The sequence below is a fragment of the Edaphocola flava genome, from assembly GCF_004118155.1.
Taxonomy (GTDB): domain Bacteria; phylum Bacteroidota; class Bacteroidia; order Chitinophagales; family Chitinophagaceae; genus Edaphocola; species Edaphocola flava.
The window spans coordinates 529,499-548,918 of record NZ_SAIQ01000002.1 but is presented as its reverse complement, the minus strand read 5'-3'; the positions used below and the strand labels follow the sequence as shown (position 1 = coordinate 548,918).

The following is a 19,420-nucleotide window of genomic DNA, read 5'->3' as shown; positions in this document are numbered from 1 at the left end:
TAAAACAGTTGTTATGAAACGCTTCTTTAAAACAGATTTTTATATACAGGCATGCACCGTCATTTGTGCCGTAGTGCTTTTGCCAGTAGTATATCTATATGCACCCAATTATCTATTACTCCTATATCCCGCAGTAGGTTTGATACAGCTCATCAGTTATCTTATACGCCTGAGTATGCACTACAAAAAATCACAACTATTCAGGATTTATGGTATATTCATGATACCGGTTTGGCTGGCTCTTTTAATGGGTATCACTGCATTGTCTATACAATCTAAATCATTAACGACAATATGTCTTTGGATTCTTTTAGCAGCCTTGGTTTTCGGTCCAGTTATGGCCATCATATATGCATTGGATTGCCGGAAGGTATATAAGGCTACACATTACAAAATTCAGAAATTCTTACACCTGGTCAATAAATAAGCGCATCATGGCAATGATTTGCATCAATACCCGAATACGGGCACCCAGGGAAATCGTATTTGACCTTTCCCGCAGCATAGACCTGCACCTTGAATCTACAGCGCACACTAATGAAGTGGTTATCGCAGGCCGCCGGTCAGGATTGATAGAATTGAACGAAACCGTTACCTGGCGGGCAAAGCACCTGGGTTGTTACCGTGAGCTGACGACCAAAATAACGGATATGGAATACCCGGTAAAGTTTGAAGATCGTATGACCAAAGGGCCGTTTAAATACCTGCAGCACATTCATCTCTTCCGGGAAGAAGACGGCGGCACCCTGATGACGGACCTTTTTTACTTTGCCGCTCCCTACGGATTCCTGGGCAGGATAGTTACTGTCCTTGGTCTGAAACCTTATATGAAAAGACTATTATACAAACGCAACTGCATGATCAAAGCTAGAGCAGAAGCGTTCATCACAAACCCATAATCATTCAGCCATGAAAACACTGGATCAACATACGCTGATATATGATAAAGACTGCCCTATGTGCAGGATGTATACCAAAGCCTTTATCAGCTGCGGTATGATGGATCAGCAAGGAAGGTTGCCCTTCCATGAAATAAATAATAATCACTTTACGCAGCTGGATACAGACCGTGCCCGTAACGAGATTGCACTGGTGAATACACAGACACAGCAAGTGACTTATGGTCTGGACAGCCTGCTGACGATTATCGGACACTCCTTTCCGGCATTAGCCAGGATTGCACGCTTCCCTCCCCTCTATTATGGCTTTAAGCAATTATACGCTTTCGTCTCTTATAACCGCAAACAGATCATACCACACAGGGCAGAAGACGAAAAAACCGCTTGTGTACCGGACTTCAGGCTTTCTTACAGGATAGCATACATCCTTTTGGTCACCCTTCTTTCTACACTTGTGCTGAGCGCATTCAGTCAAAAACTGGGTAGCTATGTACCACAGCACCATCATCTATTGCGGGAAGGGATTATCTGCTTAGGCCAGATATGCTGGCAGACATTGTGGCTGAAACGCATACTAGGAAAGCAATATGCAGACTATATAGGCAATATGATGACGGTATCCCTGATCGGCACACTGCTGCTCATACCCACATTGTTCATACCCCTGAGCAACCTGGTCGCACTGCTTTATTTTGCCACAGTAGTGACTATTATGCTGGCAGAACATTACAGGCGCTGCAAGCTACTGGGCATAGGTTTGTTGCCCAGCATCAGCTGGATTGTATACCGCATACTGGTTTTAGGTATTATTTTCTACATTGGTTAATCTGCTATTTAAGCATGAATAGTTTCATTCAAAAACACTAAACGTATTATATGAATATCATCATCGCAGGGGGAACGGGTTTTCTCGGGCAGGAACTCAGCAAATGGTTTCGCCGCAAAGGCCATACGGTACACATCCTTACACGTAAACCCCAATACAGAGACGATCATTACTGGGATGCCCGGAGTACCGGACCATGGCAACAATTACTGGAGGGCTGCGATGTGCTCATCAATATGACCGGAAAGTCTGTTGACTGCCGCTATACTGAAGCCAATAAGAAAGCCATTCTGCAGTCAAGGATTGACAGTACTACAGTATTACAGCAGGCCATCGACCAATGCAGCCATCCGCCCAAATTATGGCTCAATGCAAGCTCTGCCACAATTTACATACATGCAGAGACACAGCAAATGACGGAAACATCTGGCATTACCGGCGACGATTTTTCGATGAATATATGTAAACAATGGGAGGCTGCACTTTTTAATAAGGCCAATCCGCAAACCCGGAAAGTAGCCTTACGCACGTCTATTGTGCTGGGCAACGAAGGTGGTGCCTTTCCTAAATTCAAACAGATCACCCGCCTGGGCCTGGGCGGTGCACAGGGCCGCGGCAAGCAGATGATGAGCTGGATACATATAGCTGATTTCTGTGCAGCTGTTGCATTTATTATTGCACAGGAGCAGATCTCCGGCCCGGTAAATATAACTGCACCCACACCTGTATCGAACCAGCAATTCATGCAGCAACTGCGCAAACGCTGTCATATTCCTTTCGGATTACCGGCTCCTGTATCTATCATGGAAATAGCTGCGGTACTTTTAGGCACAGAAACAGAGCTGATGCTCAAGAGCCGGAATGTAGTCCCCATGCGTTTGTTGCAGGAAGGATTTACATTTCAGTATCCGGCAATAGACCAGGCAATGGAACAATTAATACCTTAAAATGCTTAGGGCCCGGCATACGCCGGGCCCTAAGCATTTTATTTTACTGTAGACTATTTTACAATCATCTGAAAACGGGCCAGGGGTGCCATACGTGCTTTGTTTAAAGACAATACGCCATTATGAATGGTGTAATTATCTGCACTACGGATGGCTTTCATTAATAAAGGCTCAGCCTCTACCCCATCAGCAAAACAGGCTTTCATAGTCGATACCGACTGTCCGAATTTAATGCGGCCGGTTTCCGGCATTACCTCAAAAGTACCTCCGTAGCTGTTACAGCCACCAAAGCCACCGAAACGCATGTCTTTTTCTGTAAAACTGATATATGCACTTTTAGCATGCTTATTGTAGGCAGATACGGGTTTGCCATTCAGCTCGATCAGCATCCACTTACCACCATACAAAGAGCCCGATACTACCGGCTCAGCTGCTCCTGATTGTTTTTCCAGGCGGGTACCATAGCGGGTACCGGTCAGGTTATTTTCCCCAACCTTGAAGCTCAGGTTGTTTTTTGGTAAAGTGATCATATCACCATTACGGCTCCAGGAGAACTTACCAGAAGTGGTTTTACCATTATTAACCAGTGTATAAGTTTGATTCTCATTCAGGGTCAGGTGCATATTCTTACCGGAGCTATAGTGCCCTGACCAGTCCAGGCTATTGCGGGAATTGTCCTGTGCAAAACTGCTCGTACCCAATACAGAAATCAGGCTAAGGCTTAAGGCGAATTTTAATACATTCATAATTTTTTATTTTTAGGGGTGGATATGTTTTGTAGTACCAAACTGGCAAACCAGTACAGTCTGATAACAAAAATAACAAATCGTGGTTTTAGACACGAGTTAATGCACAAAATTTAACGTAAGTCCGTTTTTGTTTCGTTAATGTATTTACTTAAAGAATGCAGGCCAGATATACCAATAAGACTTATGTATACGTTAGTTTATAGCACGGTTTAAAGCAGAAAAACCGTATTTTTGACCATATGATCAAGTTACCGCTACTGTATACTGCCGCATTCAGCATTTTAGCCTCTGTTATGGCTCCGGCACCAGCCTCCGCGCAGCAATTACGTCCTCCTGTTGGCCAGTGGAATACGTACCTGCCTTATGGTACAGTTCTTGATTTTGACAGCGATGGCACAACCTTTTTCTGTGTTTCAACATCTGCCTTCTTTACTTATGATACTAAAGACGGAGGGGTAAGCGCATACAGTAAGGCCAATGGCATGAGTGATGTAGATATGGCTAAAGTAGGATATGATGCCAGTACCGGAATGGCCGTACTCATCTATCAGAATGGCAATATTGATCTGTTTAAAGACGGACAGTTTTATAATATTCCCGATTTCAAAATAACAACCGTAGCGGGCGACAAGACCATATATGACCTGTATTGCAGTGATGGCCATGCTTATATCAGTACCGGTATCGGACTGCTGGTCGTAAACCTCACAAAAAGAGAAATTAAAGAGACCGTACCCTTCTTCGAAGGAACAGCCCAGGGCTTAAACAGAGCATCCTCAGGTTCAGGAACAGATATATATGCAGCCACAAGTGTAGGCTTATTTCATACCCTGACGACCAATCCCCTGATGGTTAACTATGCCAGCTGGGAGCACATCAGCAGTAATAATTTTACATCTGTCTGCAAGAGCGGAGATAATGTATATGCCGTAAGTGGTGAGGGGATATATAAATTACAGAGCAATGTACCAGTCCTTATACACAGCAACAATAATAATATCATAAGGCTGCAACCTGCAAGCGACGGCCATTTATGGGTCCTGACCCAGGGCAATAACGGTGCGGCTCCATATGTAGTTAAAATAGATGCTACCGGTGCCGTACAGGACTCTATACCTAATTTTTACGCCAATACATTTATGGATTCCGGCGATGGCAAATACTGGTCTTCGGACGGGTATGCCGGTCTGAAAAGCCGTAGTGTAAATGGCAATCCTAATGATTGGACTTCTACAAATCCTGCCGGGCCTTATAGTAATGGCGCTTATGGCGTATGGGCCAATAACGGAGAATTCTGGCTGGCACATGGTGCCCGTGGCCTCTCGGACTGGTTTGTGAAGCTGAACCAGGATTATGTAGCCCATTACAATAACGGGGACTGGCGCCCTTTTAAATGGGATATGCTGGCAGCAACCAGCAGTCCATTTGCCTTTACCGATGCCTTAAACATTGTCAAAGACCAAAGCAGTGCTGATGTTTATGTAGCCATGTATAATGGTGGCATTGCCAAGATTGATAAGGATAACCGTATTACCGTATACAAACAGGGATACCTGGAGTCTAATATAGGTGGTGATACCGCCAGCTATCGTTGCACGGATGTTGCCCTGGATGGCGATAATAATTTATGGATCACCCAAAGTACGGTACAGAATGTGCTTAGAGTAAAAACCAAGGCCGGCAACTGGTATAGCTACCGCGTAAACGGGGTGAATCATGGTGCCTCACTGCTGATCGATGACCTGGGCCAGAAGTGGTTCGCGGCCGGTACAACCGGTGGTGGTCTGGCTATTTATAATGATAATAATACCCTCGAAAATATTAATGATGACCGCAGTGTAGTCTTAAGAAGTGGTGCAGGATCCGGTAACCTGCCGAACAACAGAGTGTTAAGTCTGGCTAAAGATAAAGATGGCTCTGTATGGGTAGGTACCAGCAGTGGTATTGCTATTTATAACTGTGACCTGGATATCCGCAATGGTATTTGTGATGCCTACCTGAAACCCCTGCAGACAGAAGGCTACAATTTTGCCAACTACATGTTTGAAGGAATTGCAGTCAATGCAATTGCCATAGATGGTGGCAACCGTAAATGGATCGGAACGGATGTGGGTCTGTTCCTCTTATCTGAAGATGCCGAAGATATTATTGCTCAATATACAGAAGCGAATAGCCCGTTACTGTCCAATACGATCATTAATATTGATATTGATCCTGCTTTAGGTACAGTATTCGTAAGTACAGATAAAGGTTTATGTTCTTTCGGAGGCGCGGCTACAGAAGCCGGTGGCACGGTAACCAAGCCACTGTTTGTGTTCCCGAACCCAGTACCATCGGGTTATAACGGCAATATCGCAATTAAGGGTATGACTGCTGCTTCCAATGTAAAAATCACAGACATTAATGGTCAGCTGGTATACCAGGGTACCTCAACCGGCGGACAGATTGCCTGGAATGGAAGAGACTATACCGGACGCAAAGTGCAATCCGGAGTATACCTGGTGTTTGTTGTCAGCAAAGACGGTACACAGAAAGCAACCGGCAAATTCATCATCCACGAATAACCATACATCATGATTTCAGCAACCGGCGGCATCGTACTGCGTACGGTAAAGTACGGAGACACCAGTATTATCTGTAGTATTTTCACAGAGGTATTCGGACTGCAATCTTACCTGGTCAAAGGGGTACGATCTGACAAAAAGAACAGCAGAAAAGGCAATATCCTGCGACCGGGCTATATCCTGGATCTGCAGGTATACCGGCAACCCACCAAAAATTTACAGTATATAAAAGAGTTTCAACTGGGGCATTTCTACAATACCCTGGGAGAGCATATTGTCAAGAACAGCATCCTGCTGTTCTGCGTTGAAGTACTTTCCAACTTCCTTGTTACGGAAGATGAGCAGCAGGATCTGTATGAATTTGCTTTATCATTTTTCAAATACCTGGATGAGGCTTCGGACAACGAACTGACCAATCTGCCTTTATACTTTCTGATACAAACAGCGCAGATCATGGGTTATGCCATTCAAAACAATTACAGTGCAGCAGACAGCTACCTGAATACTTACGAAGGACGCTTCCAGCACGCCATTGGCATTGCCTTACCTATATTTGACAAAGACATTTCAGCACTTACCAGCCGCTTTCTTGAAGCAGAAGACCTGAATGCATTTACGGCTATTCAGGCTCCGGCACAGGATCGCCGGTTCATACTGGAAGGCTATCTTCACTTTCTGCAGACACACGACAGCCACTTCAAGCCCTTACGTTCGCTGGAAGTGTTACAGGCTATTCTGCATTAGCAGCACGCAATTTACTTTTTCGGTATCCGTATATCCCGTAAATAGTCAGTCCGAACAGCATCCAGCCGATAAATACCATCCAGCTTTGCTGCGGAATCTCAATCATCAGGTACAGGCAGCATAACAATCCCAGTACAGGCACAACGGTATATTGCTTCCAGATGGCGTATACAGAGATGCAGAAGGCCAGCAGTACAAACAGCATGAACAATACATCACGGTAACCTGCAGTATACAGGTGGCGGTACGTTTCATGAAATTTATCCCAGGCAAAGAATAAAAATACACCGAATAAAACCGGCATTACATATCTCGAATTGATGTAAGGCAGCTTAAACTTCTGCTCCGGCGCGGCTTTCGGCAGGCGCAATACCCCACCACATACCAGCACAAATGCAAATAAAGTGCCGATACTGGTCAGTTCTGTCACAATATTGGCATCGATAAACAGTGCAGGTATGGCTACAATGAGGCCTGTAATAATAGTGGAGAAAGCAGGGGTTTTATATTTATGATGTAGTTTACCAAAACGGGAAGGCAATAATCCGTCACGGCTCATGCTCATCCATATGCGCGGCTGACCAATCTGGAACACCAGCATTACACTGGTCGCAGCGACTACTGCACTGAATGAAATAATCTTGCCCAGGATAGGTTTATTGATTGCCTCAAATACAAATGCCAGCGGATCGGTTACATGCTGAAACTTGCTGTAGTGCACCATACCCGTAATCACCAAGGCGGTCACCACATAAATAACTGTACAGATCAATAATGAATATAGCATCCCGCGAGGCATATCCCGCTGCGGATTCTTGCACTCCTCAGCGGTTGTTGAGATCGCGTCAAAACCAATATAAGCATAGAACACAGCAGACACACCGGATAGTACTCCGGTAAAACCATTGGGCAGGAAAGGCGTATAATTATCTGAATTGACATAAAAGATTCCTACTCCGATAACGAGTACCAGTATCACCAGTTTTACCACCACCATAGCATTGGCGCTGCGCTTACTTTCCTTGATACCGATATAGGCCAGAATCGTCACCAGTACCACAATTACAAATGCAGGCAGGTTCATGATAATACGCATGCCCCCCAGCACAGGCGCGGTTTTCCAGGCCTGTGCCGGTATATTATCCAGTCCGGCAGTAAAGGCCGCTTTTGCCGTCTTTCCATCAGATATAAGCCAGGCCGGCAAGTGTATATTTACCGCCTTAAGCATATTATTAAAATACCCGCTCCAGCTGATGGCCACTACTATATTACCAATGGCATACTCCAGGATCAGCGCCCAGCCTATAATCCAGGCCAGCACCTCTCCGAAGGCGACATAAGAATAAGTATAGGCACTACCCGACAAGGGAATGCGTGCAGAGAACTCTGCATAGCATAATGCCGTAAAGCCACAGGTAATGGCTGTAATGATAAAAAGAAGAATCACCCCTGGTCCGCCTTTAAAAGCCGCGTCCCCGATAGTGCTGAATATACCCGCACCTATGACCGCCGCCACACCCATCATGGTGAGGTCGCGTACATTAAGGCTTTTCTTCATATGCTGGTGTTCTGCAGCCTCAAAATGATCTGCAGTCTGCTTCAGCTGTGCGATGGTTTTCTTTCTGAAAAGGTTATCAAGCATGTGATGTACCGTAATATGTTATAAAATCGGTAACAAAATAGGAAATAATGTGGAATTCAGCGCAAAAAAACATCCTTACATTTGTAAATACTACTGATCCTTAAAATTTAACTATGAACAAGCACATTCGTATCCTCCTCAGCGGCATGCTGTTGTTGGGTAGTCATGCCTTTGCTCAAAAATCCGCTCCTCTTAAAATGTATGATTACGAACCTTCGTGGAAAAAGGTTGACTCGTTCCAGGAGATCGGCCGGCCGCAGTCTGCACAGAAAATAGTGCAGGACATCCTGAAAAAGGCACAATCCATACAGGATGAACCTCAGATCATCAAAGCGCAAACCTGGCTCATGATGCTGAACCAGGAAGAACATGCCGATGTACTGGCTATAAAAGCCAGCGAAAAGCAACTGGCAGCAGCCACAGACCCGGTACAAAAGGCCCTCTGGGCCAATGCCACGGCAAAAGCATACCTGAGTTATCTAAATGCCAACCGATATACAATCTATGGCCGCACCCAATCCAGTCAGCAACAAAGTACAGATGTGGCTACATGGGATGTTAATGCCCTGCATGATACCATTACTCAATTGTATAAAACATCGCTACAGGACAGGGATGCCCTGCGCAATATCCTGACCAGCGATTACAGCGCTATTATTTCCAAAGGTGAACATACAGCCCATTTAAGACCATACCTGTATGATGTACTGGTTTTTGATGCGATTGACTATTTCTCCAGTGATGAGCGTACCATTACCCAACCCGCCTATGCGTTCCAACTGAATGAGGCTGGCTATTTTGCCGATGCGGCAACATTCGCCTCCATGAAACTGGAACATAAAGACAATACCGCACTACACTTCCAGGCACTGAAACTGTACCAGGAAGTGATACAGAGACAGATTGCATTGAAAAATAACGATGCATTGATCGATGCTGACCTGCTGAGACTGGGTTTTGTGCACACCTACAGTACCCTGCCCGATAAAGATGCACTATACAGTAAAGCACTGGAACAGATCATCAACCGGGCAAGCAAACAAGATGATGTAGCACAGGCAATGTTCCTGCTGCAGCAACAAAAGTATAATCAATACCAGGAGCAGCAGAATCGTACTCAAAACGCCGGCAGTAAGCTTGCAGACCAAACAGACCTGAAATCAATTGCAGCCAGTCTGGCGGCCATTATAATGGCCTATCCGAAATCGGAAGGCGCCGCAAATGCACGGAACCTGCTGAATGCGCTCAATAGTAAGCAGCTGTCTGTAAATATGCAATCTGTGCAGATACCGGAACAGCCTGTACTGGCATCTGTCGGCTATAAAAATGTCGGTAACATCGAAATGATGCTCTATAAATTAAGTGCAGAGGACTTTATCGGTCAGCATCCAAACCTGAAAGCGAAATCGTTGCGTACCTGGCAACAGGTATTGCCGAACAGTGATGACCTGAAAGCACATCGCGCAGAGATTAAGATCGATGCCCTGCCTATGGGACAATATGTACTGATCATGCGCAATCCTGGTATAGATACACTGTACCACTATTTCCAGGTAAGCAACCTTAGTATTGTTAAAGGTCCTAATGATTACCGTTCAGGCACTACATCAAAAGTATATATACTGGATCGGGAAAAGGGTACGCCTGTAGAAAATGCTATCTTACAATATAAAAAAGACAAATGGATATCCCTGGCGAAATCAGGAAAAGATGGCCTGTTGAACAATACGGTATCTAATCGTACAGTGGATTACAACACCCTGTTTGAATTAGTTCAGGGACAGGATCGCCTGATCCTGCAAAACGAAGCGGGAAGCCTGATAGAGTATGATCGTAACTACACCGAAAACAAAAAAGACCGTTACCAGGATTTCATGTTTACCGACCGGAGCATTTACCGTCCGGGACAGACGGTTTATTTCAAAGGCATCAGCCTTAAATCATCTTATGACAACAGAGTAAACAACGTTGTTGCCAACAAATCGGTTACTGTTACCTTCAGGGATGTAAACCGTCAGATGATTAAAGACATCACACTGACAACAAACGAGTATGGTTCATTCTCCGGCAGCTTTACCGCACCCGAATCGGGATTGACCGGTACAATGTTTATACAAACAGATGAAGGTGCCGTATACTTTAATGTAGAGGAATATAAACGTCCGAAATTCCAGGTATCATTTGATACCGTAAAAAACAACTATGCACTGAATGACCAGGTAACTATAAAAGGTAAAGCAATAGCGTATGCAGGCAACAGCATCAGCAATGCACAGGTACAGTACCGCGTAGTGCGCCGTACCCGCTTCCCTTACTTCTGGAGAGCCAGCCGCTGGGGCTTCCCGATGTCCTCCGGACAGCAGGAAATGACCAATGGCACCACAGAAACAGATGCAGCCGGCAATTTCAGCATCAGCTTCAAAGCCATGCCTGATGCCAGTATTCCTGCCGATGCAGAACCGGTATTCCAGTATGAAATAACAGCAGATATCACAGATATAAACGGAGAAACCCGCAGCAGCACCAGTTATTTTTCTGCAGGCTATACGGGTATTATCCTGGATGCTAATATACCGGCTCAAAGTACACCTGAGCAGTTAAGCAAACTGTCGATCCGTACCGAAAACCTGAACGGTGTATTCACTCCGGCTCCCGTTTCGATTAAAGTATCTCAACTAAAATCACCGGATCATTTTTACCGCGAGCGCCTCTGGGAGGCTCCTACAGACTTTATACTGAAGGAAAATGAGTTTCATACGGCATTCCCGAATGATATGTATGGTGAGGAATGGAAACCGGAAAACAGGGCTGTGACTAATGTAGTATGGGAACATCAGTATACTACAGAAGAGGGCAATACCTTACAAACGAAAAATGACATCTGGAAGCAAACAGGCTACTACCTCATTGAGATCAATACTAAGGATCATAATGGCAAGGCTGTTACAGAAAAGAAATATGTATTTGTCTGGAATGAAAAACAACCGGAACAAAAAGAGTTTGCACTGTTCGTTAAAAATGATGCGGACAAATATGAACCGGGACAGCAATGGAAACAATGGGTCGTACCGGCATATAATAAAGCACACTTATTACAATACAACAGCTGGAATAAACAATTGACCCTGACAGCAGATAAATCCGTTCGCCAGCAGATTACCGAAGCCGATCGTGGCGGTGCCTATACCAGTTGGGCCTATGTATACCAGAACCGATTCTACTCCGGTTCAGAACAGATCAATGTGCCCTGGAGCAATAAAGAGCTGCAACTGAGCTGGGCTACCCACCGCGATAAATTACAACCCGGTGCTGCCGAAGAATGGACCCTGACTATCAGCGGAACACAGAAAGACAAAGTAGCTGCAGAAATGATGGCCACATTGTACGATGCTTCATTAGATGCACTGAAACCGCATAACTGGAGCTGGGATCTGCTGCAGCCGCATAAGTATTTCTATGGTAACTGGGGAGGCATCTCTTTCGGACAAAACCAGGCAAGTGTCTACTCTACTGACAATACTATTAACCAATATACTAAAGTATACCCTTCACTTTTTGGTTATCTGCAATTCAATAGGACATACGATGAAGTAACTGTTTACGGCACTAGACTCGAAGCCCGAACATATGTAGGTGCTGTAAATACAGTAACAGCGAAAGAAATAGCGAAAAGACCCGTAAGTAGAAATGTTAATGCTGAATCAGAAGAAGCTGCTGCCGCTGCCGCTGCTCCTGCTGCTGCCGATGAAAAAGCTGGTGGACAGACGGAGCCAAAACCTGAGCCTGCAGTCAGCCCGCGCACCAATCTGAAAGAGACCGCCTTCTTTATGCCGCAAATGCATACGGATGAGCAAGGCAATGTGGTACTGAAGTTTACGATGCCGGAAGCCCTGACAGAATGGAAGTTCATGGCATTTGCTCATACCAAAGACTGGAAAACCGGATATCTGGACGGCAAGATCAAAACGCAGAAAGAGCTGATGGTGACCCCGAATGTACCTCGCTTCTTCCGCCAGGGAGATGAGATGGTACTGAGTGCGAAGATCAGTAACCTGAGTGGCAAGGAACTAAAAGGCACGGCCACTATTTCATTTGTAAATGCACTGACCGGTCAGCCGCTGGATAAAGCATTTGGCCAGGCCAATAGCAGCAAACCATTTACGGTAGCTGCAGGAGACAATGTACCGGTTAGCTTTACCCTGAATGTACCACAATCTGTTTACGAACCGGTTGCGGTAAGTATCGTGGCACAGGCAGGAAGCTTTAGTGATGGCGAGTCGCACACCATACCGGTAGTGACCAATCGTATGCTGGTGACCGAAACCCTGCCGATGCCGGTAAAAGGTGATGGCACCACAACCTTTACCCTGGATAAACTCCTGCAATCAAACCAAAGCAATAGCCTGGTGCATAAAGGACTGACAATTGAGTATACGGCCAACCCGGCCTGGTATGCGGTACAGGCATTGCCCTACCTGATGGAATATCCGTACGAATGTGCCGAGCAGACCTTCAACCGTTTTTATGCCAATGCACTGGCTGCTCATATTGTGGCACAGACGCCGAAGATCAAAGCGATCTTTGATAAATGGAGTACGGAAGATACTACTGCCCTGCTCTCTAACCTGTCGAAAAACCAGGAACTGAAAAGCGCACTGCTGGAAGAAACCCCATGGGTACTGGAGGCGCAGAGCGAACAGGAGCAAAAACGTAATATTGCGAAGTTGTTTGCTACCCATAAAATGGCAGCAGAGCTGAACAAAAGCCTGACCAAACTGGGCAAGATGCAAAACAACGACGGTTCCTTCTCCTGGTTTGAAGGTATGCGCGCAGACCGCTACATGACGCAATATATCCTGACCGGTATTGCGAAACTGCAACAGCTGAATGTATCTTCGGCACAGACGGACCGTATAGATCAAATCGTAAATAAAGGATTGCAATACCTGGATAGAGAGATTGTGAAAGAGTATAAAGAGATCAAGAAAGAAAAACTGAAAGAAGAGCACATCGACCAGACACAGGTGCAGTACCTGTTCCTGCGCAGTGCCTTCCCGATGATTAAAAAAGATGCTGCCACACAAACTGCGTTTAGTTACTACCTGGACCAGGGCAAAAAATACTGGACTAAACAGAACAATTATATGCAGGGTATGATTGCCCTGAGCTTGTTCCGTACCAAAGAAGTCATCGCAGCAAAATCAATACTGACTTCTTTATCTGAAAGAGCCATCCGTAACAAGGAGACTGGTATGTACTGGAAGAACAATCCGGGCTACTGGTGGTATGAAGCCCCTGTAGAAACGCAGGCATTAATGATACAGGCGTATAAAGAGATCATGAATGACCAGGCCTCTGTAGATCAGATGAACATCTGGTTACTGAAACAAAAGCAAACCCAGAACTGGCGCACAACTACTGCTACGGCCGATGCCTGTTATGCTCTATTGTCCGGCAATGCTGCCTGGTTGCAGAATGAGCCTAAAGTAACCATCAAAGCGGGCAGTAAAACTATTGAATCTGCACAGGTGCAGCAGGAAGCTGGTACCGGTTATTTCAAACAAAGTATTCCGGGTGCTGAAGTATCGGCAGATATGGGTAACCTTTCCGTTACCGTTCAGAATAGTCCTGGCGCACAAAATGCCATTGGCTGGGGTGCTGCTTACTGGCAGTACTTCGAGAACATGAGCAAGATCAGCTCAGCTGTAAATGAAAACATGCCGTTACAGATCGAAAAGCAATTGTTTGTAAGCCGCAACAGCGACAGAGGTCCGGTGCTGACCCCGATTACGGCCAGCAGCCCGATCAAAGTGGGTGATAAAGTAACCGTAAGGGTCATCATACGTGCCGATCGCAGTATGGATTATGTACACCTGAAAGATATGCGTGCCGCAGGTTTTGAACCGGTAAATGTGCTGAGTGGATACCACTACAACAACGGACTGGGTTATTATGAATCGACCCGCGACCTGGCTAGCCACTTCTTTATCGACCGCCTGAACAAGGGTACTTATGTATTCGAATACCAGGTGATCGCTAACCAGAAAGGAACGTTCTCCAACGGCATTACTACAGCACAATGTATGTATGCACCGGAGTTCAGCAGCCACAGTGAAGGCATACAGGTGACCATTCAATAATATATTAGTTCAAAAACAAGTAATAAAGAGAGCAGCTTCTGAGAAGCTGCTCTCTTTATATCATACCGTTTCCCGCGATCTTTTGACGACGGAGGATAAGATAATATAGCTAACCGCAAATAAGATAAAAGTGACGATGGGCATCCGGGTGCGGGTCGGGTCGCCACCAAGGGCAAGGCGTACAACTTCTGCCACCGGGCCTGCTATACATATACTAATGCATATCCTCGCTATTCTCGATTGTAAATACTTCATATTTCACTCACATTGAATATAAAGCCGAATATATACATTTATCCGGCTCCATACGGCCAAAAACACTAAATCACACTTCTTTATAAGCAAAAACTGAATTATCTTTGCTCTTTCAAATCGTACCGGCGGTACATATTACTGCTTTGTTAAATATAAATATGGAAGCTACTTTAGAACAAGCCAAGCAATTAGGCCTTCAGGAACAAGAGTTCGAAGCCATTAAACAAGTATTGGGTCGTACCCCTAATTTCAATGAAACTGCAATGTACTCTGTAATGTGGAGTGAGCACTGTAGCTATAAAAACTCCATCAAATACCTGAAAAAATTACCTAAAGAAGGTAAACGTGTAATGGTTGCTGCGGGAGAAGAAAATGCGGGTCTGATCGATATCGGCGACGGCTTGGCAGTAGTATTTAAAATTGAAAGCCACAACCACCCTTCTGCAATTGAACCATTCCAGGGTGCAGCTACCGGTGTTGGTGGTATCCACAGAGATATTTTCACAATGGGTGCCCGTCCTATCGCAGCATTAAACTCTCTGCGTTTCGGTAACCTGAACAATAAAAAGACACAACACTTATTAAAAGGTGTAGTAAAAGGTATCGGTCACTACGGTAACTGCTTCGGCGTACCTACTGTAGCGGGCGAGGTATACTTCGAAGACTGCTATCAGACTAACCCTCTGGTAAATGCTATGAGCGTGGGTATTGTAAAAGTAGGTCAGACCTTCTCTGCAACCTCTCATGGTATTGGCAACCCGGTATTCATCGTAGGTGCTGCTACCGGTAAAGACGGTATCGGTGGTGCGAGCTTCGCTTCTGCTGATATTACTGAAGACAGCGCGGAACAATTACCAGCGGTACAGGTAGGCGATCCGTTTGAAGAGAAAAAACTGTTAGAAGCCTGTATGGAACTGGTAGGAACCGGTATCGTAGTAGGTATGCAGGATATGGGTGCAGCCGGTATCAGCTGTTCTACTTCTGAGATGAGCGCTAAGGAAGGTTTCGGTATGGATATCGACCTGAGCAAAGTGCCTACACGCCAGGCCAACATGAAAGCATGGGAAATGCTGCTGAGCGAAAGCCAGGAGCGTATGCTGATCGTGGTGAACAAAGGTCGTGAAGAAGAAATGAAAGCGATCTTCGACAAATGGGATATCCACTGTGAACTGATCGGTCAGGTAACAGAAGGTCCTAACTTAAAATATTATATCGATGGTGAATTAGCAGCTGACTTACCTGGTGAGAGCCTGGTATTAGGTGGTGGTGCTCCACAATATGACAGAGAGTACACAGAACCTAAATATTTCGAGCAGGTAAATGCTTTCGATCAAAATACTATTGCAGAACCAACTGACCTGAAAACGGTTGCTGAAAATATCGTTGCACAACCTAATATCGCTTCAAAGCGTTGGGTATATGAGCAATATGACAGCATGGTAGGTACCGCAAATGCCAGTACCAACAATCCCAGCGATGCTGGTCTGGTAAGATTACACGGTACAGATAAAGCCCTGGCGGTAACTGTAGACTGTAACAGCCGTTATGTATTCCTGAATCCATACGTAGGTGGTCTGATCGCGGTGAGTGAAGCAGCCCGTAACATCGTATGTAGCGGTGGTCAGCCATTGGCTATTACCAACTGTCTGAACTTTGGTAACCCTTACAATCCTGAGGTATACTATCAGTTCGTACACGCCCTGAAAGGTATGAGCGATGCTTGTATCCAGTTCGACACCCCGGTAACCGGCGGTAACGTGAGCTTCTACAACCAGAGCGAAGATGGTCCTGTATACCCTACTCCAACCATCGGTATGGTAGGTCTGCTGGATCATATGGATAATGCCATGACCCTGAATTTTAAAAATGAAGGTGATGTAATCTATATGCTGGGTGAAAGCCGCAATGATATCAACGGTTCTGAGTACCTGTTCAAACTGAACAATGTTACCCACAGCCCTGCTCCGCACTTCGACCTGCAGGAAGAAGCTACTTTACAAAACAAAGTAGCGGAACTGATTAAAGCGAAAGCGATCCGTTCTGCACACGATATTACCGAAGGTGGTCTGTTCATCAGCCTGCTGGAAAGCGCTATGCCTAATAACCTGGGTTTCGCGATCGATTACAAAGACGGTATCCGTAAAGATGCATACCTGTTTGGTGAAGCGCAAAGCCGCGTAGTAGTGAGCGTTGCTGCTGATCAGACAGCTGCTTTCGAAGCTTTATTAGCAGGTCATCCGGTTGAAAAACTGGGTACGGTTACTGCAGGTGCCATCATGATCGGTGGTGACAACTGGGGTACTGTTGATAGCTGGAAAAACACGTACGATACAGCAATCGAAAAAGTACTGGCTTCTTAATCTAAGCAGTCTTTTTATACATAATAATGGCGCGCCTTTCGGCGCGCCATTATTATGTATAGAATCTATTGCACCATCATTTCGGGAGCGTACTAATAGCAAACACCTTCGTTGCAATTGATATGACGAAATGATGCTATCGTCATTTCGAGCAGAGCAAAGCGTCGTCGAGAAATCTCAAATATTAAGGAGTACACTTACTTTTCCGTCACCTGCTTTCCGTATTCATCATATGTCTTTCCGTTATAGAGGTGTATATGAAACAGGCCACTTTCCTTATCCCGGTATATAGACTGATAGTGTTCACTCAGTTTCTTGATCACCTGCCCTTTCTTATCAATCAGCATTTGCGCACCTCCGGTCTCTTCGACAAGTGCATACCCCGACTGTTCAAAAAAGTCATGTGCTCCTGTATACACGCAAGGCAATACCAGCTTACCCGCTGCATTGATATACCCATACTTATCCGTACCGGCATGGCGTACCTTTGCCAGGCCACTGCTGAACGGTTCCGCATCGCTCATCCCAATATCCTTCAGGTTGATCTTTACCTTTCCTACAGTATCGATAAAGAACTTCTTATTGTTGCGCACTACCCTGTCTGTCCCTATAGTATATGTCTCCACCAATAACAATCCGCTACCGAAGTAGCCATCTATATCCTGGTATTTGCCCTGGGTAATGTTTTGCCCTTTGAGGTTGTATACATCCTCTTTGTTATCTTCAGTACGGGTATAGAAAAAGCCATCGGTATAGTTCACATCATTAAAGGCAAAAGGAATCAGCACGCTAAAGTCAGTATTATACACCCCTTCATTGTCCCCGATACGGGCATTCCAGTAGCGGTCACCGACCAGGCGCAGGAAATCATGCTGCATCGGCAGCACCTCCTTGCCGGTAGTCACATCAACCAATCCTATATTGCCATTTACCTTAGGCTCTATCTTCATATACTTACCGGCATACAGTTCGGGATCATCGACCCGGTACGCCACCTTATGCAAGGTTTCCGTTTTATGATCCAGCCAGTAGGTCGCTTCGTGATCATCGATCTGATCCCAGTAATAATAAGCATTCTGAGGTCTGAAATATTCATCAAACTCAGGTTTCACTACCCACTTCCCTTTAGTATTCAGAATACCCGTTTTACCGGTCTCAAAATCAGCTGCAACATAGTATCCCGTCTCCCCTTTATAATAATTGACCTTATACACCACCTGCTGGGTACGGGTCTTCAGGCTGGTATCGCTCCGGATAAATACGACCCTGCTTACGGGTTCGGCAAACTGGTACAGGCTGGTTTTTTCCTGCAACCCGCCTGCATCGGTCGCCGCATTGGCCCGCACATAAGCCTCCATGGCTGCCTGATCTTTTAGTTCTCCATTACGTACTTTCTTTTTAGCCTCTTCCAGTACGGCAATCATTTGCTGAAAGGCTGCTTTCCCCTTTTCGGTCAGGGAGGTCTGGCTGCTGTAGCTCTTCTGCGACAGTATTCTGCCGTCTTTATATAATGCCTTCACCTCTACCTGTTCTACTAATTCGGCCGGTATGATGCAGGATACCTGGTTACCTTTAATGTCATCCAATACAATACTACCAAAAGGCGTATTCAATGTTTTATGCTGCAGATCGAGGGTATCGCTGGTACTGCTGCGCAGGGGCAATGCTATAGAAAAGGTAATATCCTTAATGGGTTTGGGGTTATAGAGTACAAATGATTCATAAAAACTGCTTTGCTCAGCCCAGACCCACTTCTCTACTTCGGACAGTTTTGCGGTATCGACAAACCAGTCCCCATCCGGATCAGTCGTCGCATATTTCTGCCTGATGGTATATGGACTGCAATAAACACCTGCGGCATCGGCCTTTGTACCATCCAGGAAAGTAACCTGTTGGGGAATGTATATGGGCTTCTCTTCGGGATGATCCATATGATGTGAACTGCTTTTGCCCATGAGGGTCAGCAGGTCAAAATGGTCATTATCTATTGTGATGATATTATATGGGTATATAACCCTGGTCTGCATAGACAGGGAATCAAAAAAGCGCTTGACCCGCTCTTCTGAATAAGCTGTATATTTTTCAAAATTATGCTCATCGGCCGGGTCGAATTTACCTGGCCCGGCAGTAATCGCGATACGGGTATCGGAAAACTTGATCATCTGGTTGATGGCCGTAATGTTCTCCTCTATCTCCTTAATCAGTGCATCATTCTTTTGCGCAAAGGAACTGGTCGCAGAAAGCAAACCGGCACATAATATCAGCTTTTTCATGGTCGTAAGTGTTTTTGTCTC

The 19,420-nt window shown here is 45.4% G+C and carries 10 protein-coding genes; 7 read left to right on the top strand and 3 right to left on the bottom strand.

Annotated elements, in window-relative coordinates:
* Positions 1–434 precede the first annotated feature (434 nt).
* From EMP01_RS08650 to EMP01_RS08640, 3 genes are read left to right on the top strand one after another with little or no spacing between them, the layout of a single operon-like run.
* Positions 435–899, top strand: a complete 465-nt coding sequence (locus tag EMP01_RS08650; RefSeq protein ID WP_129021109.1) for an SRPBCC family protein — start codon at positions 435–437, stop codon at positions 897–899.
* A 10-nt stretch (positions 900–909) separates the two neighbouring features.
* The gene (locus EMP01_RS08645) at positions 910–1,725 is read left to right on the top strand and encodes a DCC1-like thiol-disulfide oxidoreductase family protein (protein ID WP_129021108.1); all 816 of its coding nucleotides are present in this window, start codon (positions 910–912) and stop codon (positions 1,723–1,725) included.
* A gap of 50 nt (positions 1,726–1,775) precedes the next feature.
* Positions 1,776–2,672, top strand: a complete 897-nt coding sequence (locus EMP01_RS08640; RefSeq protein ID WP_129021107.1) for a TIGR01777 family oxidoreductase — start codon at positions 1,776–1,778, stop codon at positions 2,670–2,672.
* A gap of 53 nt (positions 2,673–2,725) precedes the next feature.
* Here the strand turns inward: EMP01_RS08640 and EMP01_RS08635 are convergent, their stop codons facing one another.
* Entirely contained in the window at positions 2,726–3,418 is a 693-nt protein-coding gene (locus EMP01_RS08635) for an META domain-containing protein (RefSeq protein ID WP_129021106.1), read from the bottom strand.
* A 242-nt stretch (positions 3,419–3,660) separates the two neighbouring features.
* On the opposite strand from EMP01_RS08635, the gene porZ reads away from it, so the two are divergent.
* Positions 3,661–5,985, top strand: coding sequence for a type IX secretion system anionic LPS delivery protein PorZ (gene porZ / locus EMP01_RS08630; protein WP_129021105.1), 2,325 nt, complete (start codon positions 3,661–3,663; stop codon positions 5,983–5,985).
* A 9-nt stretch (positions 5,986–5,994) separates the two neighbouring features.
* Positions 5,995–6,729, top strand: coding sequence for a DNA repair protein RecO (gene recO, locus EMP01_RS08625; RefSeq protein WP_129021104.1), 735 nt, complete (start codon positions 5,995–5,997; stop codon positions 6,727–6,729).
* On the opposite strand, the gene EMP01_RS08620 is transcribed toward recO, so the two are convergent.
* Complete coding sequence (locus tag EMP01_RS08620; RefSeq protein ID WP_129021103.1) at positions 6,716–8,371, bottom strand: amino acid permease; 1,656 nt, start codon at positions 8,369–8,371, stop codon at positions 6,716–6,718. The genes recO and EMP01_RS08620 overlap by 14 nt on opposite strands.
* 113 nt (positions 8,372–8,484) lie before the next feature.
* Between EMP01_RS08620 and EMP01_RS08615 the strand changes: the two genes are divergently transcribed.
* The gene (locus tag EMP01_RS08615; protein WP_129021102.1) at positions 8,485–14,511 is read left to right on the top strand and encodes an alpha-2-macroglobulin family protein; all 6,027 of its coding nucleotides are present in this window, start codon (positions 8,485–8,487) and stop codon (positions 14,509–14,511) included.
* 413 nt (positions 14,512–14,924) lie between these two features.
* Positions 14,925–17,126, top strand: coding sequence for a phosphoribosylformylglycinamidine synthase subunit PurL (gene purL / locus EMP01_RS08610; protein ID WP_129021101.1), 2,202 nt, complete (start codon positions 14,925–14,927; stop codon positions 17,124–17,126).
* A gap of 197 nt (positions 17,127–17,323) precedes the next feature.
* Here purL and EMP01_RS08605 read toward each other — a convergent pair whose 3' ends face one another.
* Positions 17,324–19,399 (bottom strand): WG repeat-containing protein, encoded by a 2,076-nt coding sequence (locus tag EMP01_RS08605; protein ID WP_129021100.1) that lies wholly within the window; start codon positions 19,397–19,399, stop codon positions 17,324–17,326.
* Between the last annotated feature and the right edge of the window lie 21 nt (positions 19,400–19,420).